This window comes from Pectobacterium sp. CHL-2024 (assembly GCF_044751765.1).
Classification (GTDB): Bacteria; Pseudomonadota; Gammaproteobacteria; order Enterobacterales; family Enterobacteriaceae; genus Pectobacterium; species Pectobacterium brasiliense.
In genome coordinates, this window is sequence record NZ_JBIXKO010000016.1 from 23,707 (window position 1) to 37,483 (window position 13,777).

Sequence of the window (13,777 nt, forward strand, 5' to 3'; positions counted from 1 at the left end):
CCTGTGGCAGGATTAAAATGGGGAAGTCATTAACGACTATATACCCGTCATTCTTCAAGCCGCATGTGCGTTGGCATCGCTTAGTTACCCGAATCACTTACTTGAGTAAGCTCATCGGGATGCCCTCGCTTGCCGCCTTCCTGCAACTCGAATTATTTAGGGTATAGTTATTACAGGTACTCTTTGTTAATAAGGTACTGTTTGTTAAAAAAGGTACTATGTTGCTGGCCTATGCGAACTGATAAAAAACAACAAACTCGCAGAAATAACAATTATTTGGAATAGGACGCAGGGATGGGATTTACGACCAGGTTCTCGATACTCATAGTATTGCTGACGGTTCTCGCCATTTTTCTTATGCTTTTCAGTAGCATATTTAGCCTCTGTTATTATAGCCAGTTGCGAACCGAGCAGCAGCTACGCGAGGTCACGGCCAGTATCGATCAGGCGCTATTAGTGCAATCGCCCGAAAATATTCAATATTGGCTGCCGGGAATGATGAAAACGGCAGGCATTGTGGCGTTGGATATTCAGGATAACGATTCAACCCTCTATTCAATACAGCTGCCCGAGGCCGGCTGGGAACGCACGCACCTCTATCATGAGGTCGAGTTTCCGCTGATGCATCATTTGAACATGACGATCGCCTTAAAATATGTCGACCCGCTGATTGGTTTACCGCGTTTCGTGGTGTCGACGCTATCGGTATTGCTGGCCGCAGGCCTGATGCTCCTCATGCTGTACTTCTCCATTCGCTGGCTACGTCGGCAGGCTGCCGGACAGGAAGAGCTGGAAAAACGCGCACAGCGTATTCTCAAGGGTGAGCGAGAATCGGTTATGCAGGGCTCGGTACGTGAATGGCCAGTTAAGACCAGCGGGGCGCTCGATCAACTGCTGTCTGATTTAGTGGAAGCGCGTGAGGAACGCGGGCGGGTTGATACGTTAATTCGTGCTTTCGCCGCGCAGGATGCTGAAACCGGGCTGAGTAATCGTCTGTTTTTTGATAATCAATTGACCACACAGCTGGAAGATGGCGAAGAAGTGGGGACGCACGGCGTCGTCATGATGATTCGCGTACCTGATTTTGAAACTTTGCAAGAAACGCACGGCTATACCAGTGCGCTTCAGGAATACCGTTTCACGCTGGTCAATCTGCTATCGACGTTTGTCATGCGCTATCCCTCTGCGCTGCTGGCGCGTTATTTCAGCAGCGATTTCACCGTATTGCTCCCCCACAGCACGCTGAAGGAAGCCACTGCGATTGCCACGCAGCTGGTGAAGTCTATCGATATTCTCCCCGCCTGTCCGTTGATCGATCGCGAGGACGTTCTCCACATTGGTATTTGTGCCTATCGCGGCGGGCAAAGTGCCGAGCAGGTGATGGAGAGTGTGGAAGACGCGACGCGTAATGCGGTGTTGCAGGGCGGTAACAGCTGGTGCGTGTTTGACAGGCAGGTGCCTGACAAAGGACGCGGCAGCGTGAAATGGCGGACCTTGCTGGAACAGACGTTGGCACGCGGTGGCCCACGGCTGTATCAGAAACCTGCGGTGACAAAAGAGGGCGTGGTGCATCATCGCGAAATGATGAGTCGGATTTATGACGGGGAACAGGAACTGCTCGCAGCGGAGTATATGCCGCTGGTTCAGCAACTGGGGCTGGCAGCCAGCTATGATCGGCAGCTTGTCGCACGAATTATTGACCTATCAGCAAGCTGGCCGGGAGAAACACTGGCTTTACCGGTAAGTGTGGACTCACTTTTGCAAAAGCCTTTCCTGCGCTGGCTAAAAGAAATGTTGCTGCAATGTCCGAAAACGCAGCGTCAGTGCATTTTATTTGAACTTGCAGAGGCAGATGTCTGTCAATATATCGGCCGCCTGCGCCCGGTTCTCAATTTGATCCTGGGATTAGGCTGTCGCCTGGCGGTTACGCAGGCGGGTTTGACGCTGGTGAGTACGACGTATATCAAGTCACTCCCCGTGGAGATCATCAAGCTTCATCCTGGTTTGGTCCGCAGCCTTGAGCGCCGTCCGGAAAATCAGCTGTTTGTACAAAGCCTGACCGAGGCCTGTAAAGGGACGCAAACGCGGGTGTTTGCCGCTGGCGTGCGAACCAAAGAGGAGTGGCGGATGCTGTTGGGCAAGGGAGTTTATGGTGGGCAAGGCGATTTTTTTGCCGCATCAGTCCCTGTAACGGATGAGCTGAAAAAATATTCACCGCGGCATCGTGTTTAATATAAACGTCCCGTTCAAATTGACGTAGAATGAGGCGGTTGTTAAATCGGTTAGTGTGTGCTTACGTTAGCGGCAATCCGATTAAATGTTAGATTTTATGTCCTGTGTTAGCGCAATTCTGTCGGGTGGACAGTGGTAAGATGCCTTGCCGCCTGAGGAGAAAGCACGTTGTGCCTTCTCCCTGACGCCGACGTGCGCAACTCAGACTTATTTTTCACCGAAGCAGAGCCTTTTCGTGCCTTGTCGCTGCTTCGTGTGGTTGGTAAAGTAGGCGGATTTATTTTTCGCCCCCAGCTTGCAGGATTATCCTTTAGTTATGTTTAAGAAATTTCGTGGCATGTTTTCCAACGACTTGTCCATCGACCTGGGTACCGCCAATACCCTGATTTATGTTAAAGGGCAGGGCATCATACTGAATGAACCCTCTGTGGTTGCGATTCGTCAGGATCGTGCTGGTTCTCAAAAAAGCGTGGCGGCAGTCGGCCATGACGCTAAGCAGATGCTGGGCAGAACGCCTGGGAATATCGTGGCGATTCGCCCGATGAAAGACGGTGTGATTGCCGATTTCCAGGTCACAGAAAAAATGTTGCAGCACTTCATCAAGCAAGTGCATAGCGACAGCTTTATGCGTCCAAGCCCGCGTGTGCTGGTATGTGTACCAGTAGGCGCAACGCAGGTTGAGCGTCGTGCCATTCGCGAATCCGCGCTGGGTGCCGGTGCCCGTGAAGTGTTCCTGATCGAAGAGCCGATGGCGGCTGCGATTGGTGCTGGCATGCCAGTATCCGAAGCGACCGGTTCCATGGTGGTGGATATCGGTGGTGGTACCACGGAAGTTGCGGTGATCTCGCTGAACGGCGTGGTGTACTCCTCTTCTGTACGTATTGGTGGTGACCGCTTTGATGAAGCGATCATCAATTACGTTCGTCGTAACTACGGTTCACTGATTGGTGAAGCAACGGCAGAACGTATCAAGCATGAAATCGGCTCCGCTTATCCCGGCGATGAAGTGCTTGAGATTGAAGTGCGCGGCCGTAACCTTGCTGAAGGTGTACCGCGTGGGTTCACGCTGAACTCCAACGAAATTCTGGAAGCGCTGCAAGAGCCGTTGACGGGTATCGTCAGCGCGGTCATGGCGGCGTTGGAACAGTGTCCACCGGAACTGGCCTCCGACATTTCCGAGCGCGGTATGGTGTTAACCGGCGGCGGTGCGCTGCTGCGTAACCTGGATCGTTTGCTGATGGAAGAAACCGGTATTCCGGTTGTGGTGGCTGAAGATCCGCTGACCTGTGTCGCCCGTGGCGGTGGCAAGGCGCTGGAAATGATCGACATGCACGGTGGCGATTTGTTCAGCGAGGAGTAATCCTGTCTGGAAAAGGGGGGACCGGATGGATGAACGCCTGCGTTTTTCATCTTTCGTGGTTACCCCTTTTTTATTTGCCTGAGCAATGAAATTCGCCCTACGGGGCACCGCTTTGTGACGTTAAAAATCGCCAGGTGCGATTTGAGGTTGCTGTCGAGGAATACGCAAATTTTATGAAGCCGCTTTTTAGCAGGGGGCCTTCCCTGCAATTACGACTTTTTCTTGCTGTCGTTACCGCGATTGTCGTGATCGTTGCGGACAGTCGGCTCGGTTCGTTCGTCAAAATCAGAACATACATGGACACCACCGTCAGTCCATTCTATTTTCTGGCGAATGGGCCCCGTCAGGTTCTGGATAATATGTCTGCCTCACTGGCAACCCGTGAGCAATTAAGCCTCGAAAATACCGCGCTGCGTCAGGAACTGTTGATGAAAAACAGTGACCTGTTGCTGTTAGGTCAGTTCAAGCAGGAAAATGCGCGCTTACGTGAACTGCTCGGCTCGCCACTGCGTCAGGATGAGCAGAAAATGGTAACGCAGGTGATGTCCGCCGGAACCGACCCCTATAGCGATCAGGTGGTGATTGATAAAGGTCAGGCGAACGGCGTGTATGAAGGGCAACCGGTCATCAGCGATAAAGGCGTGGTGGGTCAGGTTGTGGCGGTTGGTCAGTTTACCAGCCGGGTTTTGTTGATTTGTGATGTTTCCCACGCGTTGCCGATTCAGGTGCTACGCAATGATATCCGCGTGATCGCCGCCGGCAATGGCTGCGCCGACGATCTGCAACTCGAACACTTGCCTAACAATACCGACATCCGAGTGGGTGACGTGCTGGTCACATCGGGTCTGGGCGGTCGTTTCCCCGAAGGGTATCCCGTTGGTGTCGTGTCATCGGTCAAGGCCGATACACAGCGAGCCTATACGATTATTCAGGCACGTCCGACCGCAGGGCTACAGCGTCTGCGCTATCTGCTCTTACTGTGGGGCGTGGAAAACAACTCCAATACGGCGCTGCCGCCAGCGGAAGTTCATCGGGTTGCCAATGAGCGTCTGATGCAGATGATGCCGCAGGTTTTACCGTCGCCTGACGACATGGGACCGCCGCTTCCTCCTGATACCGCTGCGCCTACCGCCGAGCCGCAAAGAGGCCGCCAATGAATCGTTATCGCAGGCATGGCAACTGGATTATCTGGCTTTCTTTTCTGATCGCCATGGTTTTGCAGATTATGCCGTGGCCGGATGAAATCTACATGTTTCGCCCCTCCTGGCTGACGCTGTTTCTCATTTACTGGGTGATGGCATTGCCACATCGGGTGAATGTCGGCACAGGATTTATATTAGGTCTGATTATGGACCTGATTCTTGGGTCTACACTGGGAGTACGGGCGCTGGCGCTGAGCATTATTGCTTATCTGGTCGCCTTTAAATTCCAGCTATTCCGAAATATGGCGCTATGGCAGCAGGCGTTAATCGTCATGTTGTTGTCGCTGCTGATGGACCTCACGGTATTCTGGGCAGAATTTTTAGTTATTAATGTCTCTTTCCGACCGGAAACATTCTGGAATAGCGTCGTTGATGGCGTACTCTGGCCGTGGCTGTTCCTGCTGATGCGTAAAATTCGTCGTCAGTTTACTGTGCAATAAGGTGATTCATGACTCAGCTTTATCTGGCCTCCGCTTCTCCTCGCCGTCGCGAACTGCTCACGCAGCTCGATATTCCTTTTTCTGTACTGAATATCGCGGTGGAAGAACAGCGGTTACCGGAGGAGGCGGCGGAAGTTTATGTCCGGCGTCTGGCGCATGAGAAAGCGGCTGCGGGTGTCGTGGCGGCTCCGTCTGATTTGCCGGTTCTGGGTGCCGACACCATTGTGGTACTGAACGGCCAGGTATTGGAAAAACCACAGAATGAAGCCCATGCTGCAGAGATGCTGAGTCAGCTGTCCGGGAAATCACATCAGGTGATGACGGCCGTCGCGCTGGCAGATAAAGACGATGTATTGAGCTGTCTGGTGGTAACCGATGTCGTCTTCCGTCCGCTCTCGCAGCAGGATATCGAACGGTATATCGCCAGCGGCGAACCGATGGATAAAGCCGGAGCTTACGGTATTCAGGGCAAAGGTGGATGCTTTGTCCGGTCGCTTAACGGGAGCTATTACGCGGTAGTTGGGCTGCCGCTGGTAGAAACCCATGAGCTATTCAGTAATTTTGCTGCGTTGCGGAGTGCAAGAGGAAAACATGACTGCTGAGTTACTGGTAAACGTTACACCGTCAGAAACGCGCGTTGCCTATATCGATGGCGGCATTCTGCAAGAAATTCATATTGAGCGTGATGCGAAGCGCGGCATTGTCGGCAACATTTATAAAGGCCGCGTGAGTCGCGTCCTGCCGGGCATGCAGGCGGCGTTTGTGGATATCGGTCTGGATAAAGCGGCATTCCTGCACGCGTCCGATATCATGCCGCACACCGAATGTGTTGCCGGTGACGAACAGAAGAATTTTCACGTCCGTGATATCGCCGAACTGGTGCGTCAGGGGCAGGATCTCATGGTGCAGGTGGTCAAAGACCCGCTGGGAACCAAAGGCGCACGTCTGACGACCGATATCACGCTGCCGTCACGCTATCTGGTGTTTATGCCCGGCGCATCGCACGTCGGCGTGTCACAGCGGATTGAGAGCGAAGCGGAACGCGAGCGCTTAAAGAAAACGGTCGCCGAGTATTGCGATGATGACGGTGGTTTCATCATTCGTACCGCGGCGGAAGGCGTCGGTGAAGAAGAGCTCTCGCAGGATGCGGCGTTCCTGAAGCGTCTGTGGGGCAAGGTGATGGAGCGCAAAAAGCGCAACCAGACCAAATGTAAGCTCTACGGTGAAGTGGCGCTCGCCCAGCGAATTTTGCGTGATTTTGCGGGTGCCGCGTTGGATCGCATTCGGATTGACTCCCGACTGACGTATGAAGCGCTGCTGGAATTTACCGCCGAATACATCCCAGAGATGACCCGCAAACTTGAACACTATGCGGGTAAACAGCCGATTTTTGACCTGTTTGATGTGGAAAATGAGATTCAGCGTTCGCTGGACAGAAAGGTTGAGCTGAAATCCGGTGGTTATTTGATCATCGATCAGACAGAAGCGATGACGACCGTCGACATCAACACGGGGGCATTCGTCGGCCACCGCAACCTGGATGAAACCATTTTCAATACCAATACGGAAGCGACGCAGGCGATTGCACGACAGCTGCGTCTGCGTAACCTCGGCGGCATCATCATTATCGACTTCATCGATATGAATAATGAAGATCACCGTCGGCGGGTGCTGCATTCTCTGGAGCAGGCGCTGAGTAAAGATCGGGTCAAAACCAGTATTAGCGGCTTCTCTCAACTAGGATTAGTGGAGATGACGCGTAAACGCACGCGTGAGAGTATCGAACACGTGCTGTGTCATGAATGCCCGACGTGTCATGGTCGTGGCACGGTGAAGACGGTAGAAAGCGTCTGCTATGAAATCATGCGTGAAATCGTGCGTGTCCACCACGCTTATGACACCGATCGTTTCCTGGTCTATGCCTCACCGGCAGTCGGGGAAGCGCTGAGAAGTGAAGAGTCGCACGCGTTAGCTGAGGTTGAGATTTTCGTCGGCAAACAGGTCAAAGTACAAATCGAACCCCTGTATAGCCAGGAGCAGTTTGACGTCGTCATGATGTAAATTCGTGCGCTCGTCGTCGGCGACGAAAGAAGGAGAAATTAGTGAGGCGACTGCCCGGAATACTCATCATCACGGGTGCCACTCTTGTCGTGATGGTAGCGCTGTTAGTCAGCGGCTTAAGACTGGTGCTGCCACAGCTCGATCACTTCCGGCCACAGCTGGTGGCCTGGGCGCACTCTGCTGCCGGTGTTCCGTTAGAAATCGGCTCGATGACGGGGCGCTGGGAGTCCTTTGGCCCCACGCTGGAAATTGAAAAGCTTCGCACGTCCCTGCCGGAATCGGACTGGCAGGTTGACCGTATTACGCTGGCGCTGGATGTGTGGCAGTCGCTGCTGCACGGGCGCTGGCAGTTTCGCGATCTCACGTTTCACCAGTTAAAACTGGATATTAATAGCCAATTTACCGGGCAGAAGCAGGATAGCAAACTGATGGAGTCAGGGAAGGTCAGCGATCTTTTTCTGCGCCAGTTTGACCACTTTGACCTGCGTGATAGCCACATTACCTTTCTTACCCCTTCCGGTTCCCGCGCGGAGCTGAGTATCCCGCAACTGACCTGGCTGAATTCCGAGAAGCGCCACCGGGCAGAAGGCTTGATCAGCCTGTCGAGTTTTAATGGTCAGCACGGCGTCGTGCAGATGCGTATGGACTTGCACGACGATCAGGGGCTGCTCAGCAACGGCACGTTCTACCTGCAGGCTGACAATATCGATATGAAGCCCTGGCTCAGCCGCTGGATGAAAAACACGACCGGGCTGGAAAGTGCCGATTTTAGTCTGGCAGCCTGGTTGAACGTCCGTGACGGCGATATCCACAGCGGTGATGTGTTCCTCAATCACGGAACGGCCAACTGGGGTGAAGGTAGCGATGCGCATCGCCTGAATGTGGATGACATGACGCTGCACGTCAGCCGTCAGGAAAATGGCTGGCAGGTCGATGTGCCTGAATTGAATCTGGCAACGGATGGTGTCGCCTGGCCGAAAGGTCGGCTCTCTGCTCTCTGGCTGCCAAAAAATGAACACATGTTAGGGCCCGATCGACAGGAAGCGCTGCGCGTTCGAGCCAGCAATCTGGCGCTGGAGCGGGTCAGTACGCTGCTCCCATTGCTGTCCGGGACGACGCCAGAATTGAAAGCGCGCTGGGATGAACTGCAACCGACGGGCACACTGAATACTGTTGCTGTCGATATCCCTCTGCAACAGCCGGAGCGAACCCGCTTTCAGGCCAACTGGCAGGATGTGAGCTGGAAGCAGTGGAAATTACTGCCGGGGGTCGATCATTTCTCTGGTTCTGCGCACGGTAGCGCCGAGCGTGGTCAGGTCAGCGTCGCGTTAAATCAGAGTACGCTGCCCTATGTGGATATGTTCCGTGCGCCGCTGGAAATCAAGCAGGCCAGCGGCACGATTGACTGGCGTAATGATGCACAGGGTCTGGCGCTCTGGAGTCACGGGCTGGACGTGCAGGCGAAATCGCTATGGGCTAACGGCGATTTCCGCTATGAACAGCCCGCTAAGCAGGAGCCGAAGCTGGATATTCTGGCGGGTATTCGGCTGACCGATGCGGCGGATGCCTGGCGCTATTACCCTGAACTGTTTATGGGCACCGAGCTGGTGGACTATCTGAGCGGTGCGCTGAAAGGCGGCCGTGTCGATAACGCCACGCTGATTTTTGCTGGTAATCCGCAGCACTTCCCGTATACGCACAACGAAGGCCAGTTTGAAGTCTGGGTGCCGGTTAAAGATGCCACTTTTGAATTTCAGCCGGGCTGGCCTGCGCTGACGCCGCTGGATATCAATCTGGACTTTGCCAACAACGGCCTGTGGATGTTTGCACCGCAAACCTGGCTGGGCAAGGTGGAAGGCAAAAACATTAGCGCGGTCATTCCCGATTATGAAAAAGAGATGCTGCTCGTCGATGGTGAACTGGATGGTCCGGGGCCGGAAGTAGGGAACTATTTTAATCAGACGCCGCTGAAATCCTCGCTGGGTGCGGCGCTGGATGAGCTGAAAATTGGCGGGCCGGTGAAAGGCACACTGCATCTGGATATTCCGCTTGCTGGTGATGATGTTCGCGCCAGCGGTGATATTGCGCTGAACAATAACAGCCTCTACATCAAGCCGCTAGATACCACGATTAAGAATCTCACCGGTAAGTTCCGCTATGAAAACGGCAACTTACGCAGTGACACGCTTCAGGCGAACTGGATGAATCAGCCAATGGCGGTCAATTTCACGACGGAAGAGCAAGCGAAGGCTTTTCTGGTGAATGTTGGCTTGCAGGGCGACTGGCAGCCTGCGCTCTTGCCCGGTTTACCGGCATCGGCCAGCAAAGCCCTGTCCGGCACAGCTGGCTGGAAGAGTACGGTGGCCGTCAACCTGCCGCATTCTGGTAAAACAACCTATGATGTTGATGTACAAGCTGATCTCAATAAAGTAAGTAGTCACTTACCTAACCCGCTAAGTAAACCCGCTGGCGAGCGCCTGCCGCTGGAGGTAAAAGCCAGCGGTGACCTGAATGGTTTCGCGATGCAGGGACGGCTGGGCAAGGATAACCACTTCAATAGCCAATGGCTGCTGAAAGGCGATACCGTGACGCTGGCGCGGGCAAGCTGGCAGAACGGGGCAACGGTGGCGCCTGCATTGCCAGACGATTCTTCGCTGGTGCTCGATCTTCCGCCGCTGGATGCTGAAAGCTGGCTGGGGCTTCTGCCTTCGCTGCGAGCCTCGACATCGGCAGAAGGGAAAAAAGCGCAGAGCGCTTTCCGTTTTCCTGAAGCGGTGACGCTGCGGACGCCTGAGCTACAGCTGCTGGGGCAGCAGTGGCACGATCTGGAGATCACGCGTAAAAATACGCTTGCTGGCAGTGAAGTGCAGGCAAAAGGACGCGAAATTGACGGAACGGTTGAGATACCCAATCGTGGCATGTGGCGCAGCGACATCAATTATCTCTACTACAATCCTCAGTGGAAAGGGAATGAAGCGACCAACCCGGTGGCATTAGCAGAGAAAAAATCACCGCTAAACGACCCGAGTATCAGCTTTGAAGACTGGCCGTCGCTGGCGGTTAACTGTCGCCAGTGCTGGATTATCGGGCAGAATATGGGACGTATTCAGGGAACGCTGCTGACAGAAAAGGAAAAATTAACGCTGGCAGACGGTATGATTGATACGGGCAAAGCCCGTCTGACGGTAAACGGTTCCTGGCAGGAAAACGCGGAAGGCGTACGGACGGCGCTAAAAGGCCGTCTGACGGGGGATAGCCTGGAGCAGAACGCTAACTGGTTTGGCGTTGATTCACCGCTGAAAGCCGGTTCTTTCGATGTGGACTACGATCTGTACTGGCGCGGTACGCCTTGGGCGCCGGATATTGCCAGCCTGAGTGGAATATTGCACACGCGCATTGGTAAAGGTGAAATTGCCGAAGTGGGCGCGGGTCAGGCGGGTCAATTGCTGCGTTTATTGAGCTTTGATGCGCTGATGCGTAAGCTGCGGTTCGATTTTAGCGATACGTTTGGTCGCGGATTTTACTTCGACTCGATTCGCAACACGGCATGGATTAAAGACGGCGTGTTGCATACTGATGATATGTTGGTCGACGGTCTGGAGGCCGATATCGCGATAAAAGGCGATCTCGATCTCGCTAAGCGACAGGTCAATATGGAAGCGGTTATCGCCCCGGAAATTTCCGCGACGGTGGGCGTGGCGACCGCATTTGCCGTTAACCCGGTTGTCGGGGCCGCGGTGTTTGCTGCCAGTAAAGTGCTGGCACCGCTATGGAACAAGATTTCGCTGATTCGCTACCAGATTTCCGGTAGCCTCGATCAGCCAAAGATTCAGGAAGTGTTGCGTGAGCCGAACAAGAAGAAAGGCGAATAATGCCGTTGGGGCAGCGCAGCGTACTCAGCCGATTATCTGATAAAGAGTGAAAAACTATGAGCCTTTCGTTTGTCAGTGAGCAGTTACTCACCGCCAATAAATTGAATCTTGACGATCTTGCTGCTGTGCTGGGGTCGCTTAATGAGCGTCGACTGGACTATGCCGATCTCTATTTCCAGTCCAGCTACCATGAGTCCTGGGTACTGGAAGATCGCATCATTAAAGACGGTTCTTACAATATCGATCAGGGCGTGGGTATCCGTGCGATTGACGGTGAAAAGACCGGGTTTGCTTATGCCGATCAGATCACGCTGAACGCATTACATCAGAGCGCGCAGGCTGCACGCAGCATTGTGCGGGAACAAGGCACAGGGACTGCGCACACGTTGGGAGCGGTATCGCATCATGCGCTTTATCCAACGTTGAACCCACTGGATAGCCTGACGCGTGAGGACAAAATTGCGCTGTTGCAGCGTGCCGACACGGTTGCACGTGCCGCAGATGCGCGCGTACAGGAAGTGTCAGCCAGCCTGACCGGCGTGTATGAGCTGGTGCTGGTGGCAGCGACGGACGGTACGCTGGCGGCGGATGTTCGCCCGCTGGTTCGTCTGTCGATCAGCGTGCTGGTCGAATCTGAGGGCAAACGCGAACGCGGTTCCAGCGGCGGCGGCATGCGTGGCGGCTATGACTATTTCTGGGAAGTGGCTGACGGCGAAGCACGCGTTGACGCCTGGGCAAAAGAAGCTGTGCGTATGGCGCTGGTTAACCTGTCAGCGGTGGCCGCTCCTGCTGGGCCAATGCCAGTGGTGTTGGGCGCTGGCTGGCCGGGTGTATTGCTGCATGAAGCAGTGGGTCATGGTCTGGAAGGTGATTTTAACCGTCGCGGTACATCAGTATTCAGCGGGCAGATGGGGAAACTCGTTGCGTCAGAGTTGTGTACGGTGGTGGACGACGGCACGCTGACCGGGCGTCGTGGTTCGCTCTCGATGGACGATGAAGGTGTTCCAGGGCAATACAATGTCCTGATCGAAAACGGTATTCTGAAAGGCTATATGCAGGACAAGCTGAATGCGCGTCTGATGGGCGTTGCGCCAACGGGCAACGGTCGTCGCGAATCTTATGCGCATCTGCCGATGCCGCGTATGACGAACACCTATATGCTGGCCGGGAAATCCACGCCGGAAGAGATTATCTCCAGCGTCGAATACGGCCTGTATGCGCCAAACTTTGGCGGCGGTCAGGTGGATATTACCTCTGGCAAGTTCGTCTTCTCGACATCCGAAGCCTACCTGATCGAAAAAGGTCGTATCACCACGCCAGTCAAAGGTGCCACGCTGATTGGCTCCGGCATTGAAGCGATGCAGCAGATCTCAATGGTCGGCAACGATCTGGCGCTGGATAAAGGCGTCGGCGTATGCGGCAAAGAAGGGCAAAGTCTGCCTGTCGGCGTGGGTCAGCCTACGCTGAAGCTGGAAAGCCTGACCGTCGGCGGCACCGCGTAATTTGCTCTGAGTCCTGAGTTTCCTTTAAGACCGCGCGTTATTAGCGCGGTTTTTTTCAGGGGTTGCTATGTAACGGAACACACAATCAGGACACCGCGGCAATAATCGATTTGAGCTGCTTGATGTGTATTTCATCCCGCTGTACCAAAACGTCTTCCTTAATCTTGAGAACAATGCCTTTTAACAGATCTGTGGTGCTGGAGATATTTGTCGCGGTTTTTAGTACATCAATGTCTGTCGCGACATGCCTGCCTTTAAGCGAAAGACGTTTCTCGGATTTTCCTTTTGCCAAATCACTTTGTAGAAAACGCGGGATATCTTTTGCCGCTGCGTGGTCAGCTGCCAGCGTGTGCAGATAATATTTCATCAGCGTGGGAATAAAATCGGGCTCCCCACCTAATTCGCAACTTGCCAGATTCAGGATGTCTATCATGTGCGCGGGCACTCGACTTTCCAGCGCTTTACGCTGCACATCCAGCGCTTTCTTAATCATGGGGGTCGACTGATGGGGGATGATGGCAACATTTTCGCAGCGTTCGCAAACGCCAACCAAAACCTGCCTCACCACACCGCTATTATCGCTGAACGGGACGTCTTTAAGCTGAAATGTCGCAGTTTCAAGTGACTGGCATGTGTTACAGAGAGCGGCTTGTGTATCGCCGACTTTGAAAATTTTCATGTCATCGCCTCAATGATGGACGCTAATAAAGACACAATCCGGCTCGGTAAAATACCATTTGATATACCACGATATTCCCCGATAACGGCAACGGATGATATGAACATCAATATGCGCTGCAAAATGATGGGGTGAAGAGGAGTAAGATGGCCCGGCAGATTGATAAATAATATCAATGAGTTCTGTTATTGATGTTTGTCCGGTTGCCAGCAAATTCTTCGTGCTGATGTTCCCTCTGGCTTCATGCAGCACATTACCTGACTGCAAACAGACAATAAGCTGCTTTTTGGCATCCTTGAATCCCATTCCTCACCTATATTGTACGAATTTATTCGTACGTTATCCATGTGATTTTACTTTCCTGAACGAAGGGAAGAGATATAACGCAAGAATGGTGGGATCGGGATGTGTTTTGTATGAAAGAGGGAA

10 protein-coding genes are annotated in these 13,777 nt (G+C 53.6%); 8 read left to right on the forward strand and 2 right to left on the reverse strand.

The features are described 5' to 3' along the window. Positions 1-294: 294 nt before the first annotated feature. From csrD to tldD, 8 genes are all read left to right on the forward strand, one after another. Complete coding sequence (csrD, locus tag ACIPUG_RS18025) at positions 295-2,232, forward strand: RNase E specificity factor CsrD (RefSeq protein WP_039282847.1); 1,938 nt, start codon at positions 295-297, stop codon at positions 2,230-2,232. A 316-nt stretch (positions 2,233-2,548) separates the two neighbouring features. Next, positions 2,549-3,592: a rod shape-determining protein MreB gene (mreB, locus tag ACIPUG_RS18030; RefSeq protein ID WP_010300322.1), complete on the forward strand. Its 1,044-nt coding sequence runs from the start codon at positions 2,549-2,551 to the stop codon at positions 3,590-3,592. A 173-nt stretch (positions 3,593-3,765) separates the two neighbouring features. Beyond that, positions 3,766-4,749: a rod shape-determining protein MreC gene (gene mreC, locus ACIPUG_RS18035; RefSeq protein WP_014913839.1), complete on the forward strand. Its 984-nt coding sequence runs from the start codon at positions 3,766-3,768 to the stop codon at positions 4,747-4,749. Next, complete coding sequence (mreD, locus tag ACIPUG_RS18040) at positions 4,746-5,234, forward strand: rod shape-determining protein MreD (protein ID WP_012772977.1); 489 nt, start codon at positions 4,746-4,748, stop codon at positions 5,232-5,234. Before mreC ends, mreD begins: the two co-directional genes overlap by 4 nt. Before the next feature lie 8 nt (positions 5,235-5,242). Further along, on the forward strand, positions 5,243-5,836 hold the full coding sequence (locus ACIPUG_RS18045) for a nucleoside triphosphate pyrophosphatase (protein WP_205532727.1): 594 nt from the start codon (positions 5,243-5,245) through the stop codon (positions 5,834-5,836). After that, positions 5,826-7,295: a ribonuclease G gene (gene rng / locus ACIPUG_RS18050; protein ID WP_010300332.1), complete on the forward strand. Its 1,470-nt coding sequence runs from the start codon at positions 5,826-5,828 to the stop codon at positions 7,293-7,295. Before ACIPUG_RS18045 ends, rng begins: the two co-directional genes overlap by 11 nt. A 41-nt stretch (positions 7,296-7,336) precedes the next feature. Then, on the forward strand, positions 7,337-11,167 hold the full coding sequence (gene yhdP / locus ACIPUG_RS18055) for an AsmA2 domain-containing protein YhdP (protein ID WP_400339576.1): 3,831 nt from the start codon (positions 7,337-7,339) through the stop codon (positions 11,165-11,167). Positions 11,168-11,223: 56 nt separating this feature from the next. Further along, positions 11,224-12,669: a metalloprotease TldD gene (gene tldD / locus ACIPUG_RS18060; protein ID WP_039556310.1), complete on the forward strand. Its 1,446-nt coding sequence runs from the start codon at positions 11,224-11,226 to the stop codon at positions 12,667-12,669. An 85-nt stretch (positions 12,670-12,754) separates the two neighbouring features. Here tldD and ACIPUG_RS18065 read toward each other — a convergent pair whose 3' ends face one another. Next, positions 12,755-13,348 carry a hypothetical protein gene (locus ACIPUG_RS18065; RefSeq protein WP_205531635.1) on the reverse strand — a complete coding sequence of 198 codons (594 nt, stop codon included), beginning with the start codon at positions 13,346-13,348 and terminating at the stop codon, positions 12,755-12,757. Positions 13,349-13,357: 9 nt separating this feature from the next. Continuing rightward, a complete protein-coding gene (locus ACIPUG_RS18070; RefSeq protein ID WP_400339579.1) occupies positions 13,358-13,654 on the reverse strand; it encodes a hypothetical protein in 297 nt (98 codons plus the stop codon). Between the last annotated feature and the right edge of the window lie 123 nt (positions 13,655-13,777).

Coding starts and splice junctions, on each gene's coding strand:
- mreB (WP_010300322.1), top strand. CDS start 2,549: ATGTTTAAGAAATTTCGTGGCATGTTTTCCAACGACTTGTCCATCGAC.
- rng (WP_010300332.1), top strand. CDS start 5,826: ATGACTGCTGAGTTACTGGTAAACGTTACACCGTCAGAAACGCGCGTT.
- csrD (WP_039282847.1), top strand. CDS start 295: ATGGGATTTACGACCAGGTTCTCGATACTCATAGTATTGCTGACGGTT.
- ACIPUG_RS18065 (WP_205531635.1), bottom strand. CDS start 13,348: ATGAAAATTTTCAAAGTCGGCGATACACAAGCCGCTCTCTGTAACACA.
- ACIPUG_RS18070 (WP_400339579.1), bottom strand. CDS start 13,654: ATGGGATTCAAGGATGCCAAAAAGCAGCTTATTGTCTGTTTGCAGTCA.
- ACIPUG_RS18045 (WP_205532727.1), top strand. CDS start 5,243: ATGACTCAGCTTTATCTGGCCTCCGCTTCTCCTCGCCGTCGCGAACTG.
- tldD (WP_039556310.1), top strand. CDS start 11,224: ATGAGCCTTTCGTTTGTCAGTGAGCAGTTACTCACCGCCAATAAATTG.
- mreD (WP_012772977.1), top strand. CDS start 4,746: ATGAATCGTTATCGCAGGCATGGCAACTGGATTATCTGGCTTTCTTTT.
- mreC (WP_014913839.1), top strand. CDS start 3,766: ATGAAGCCGCTTTTTAGCAGGGGGCCTTCCCTGCAATTACGACTTTTT.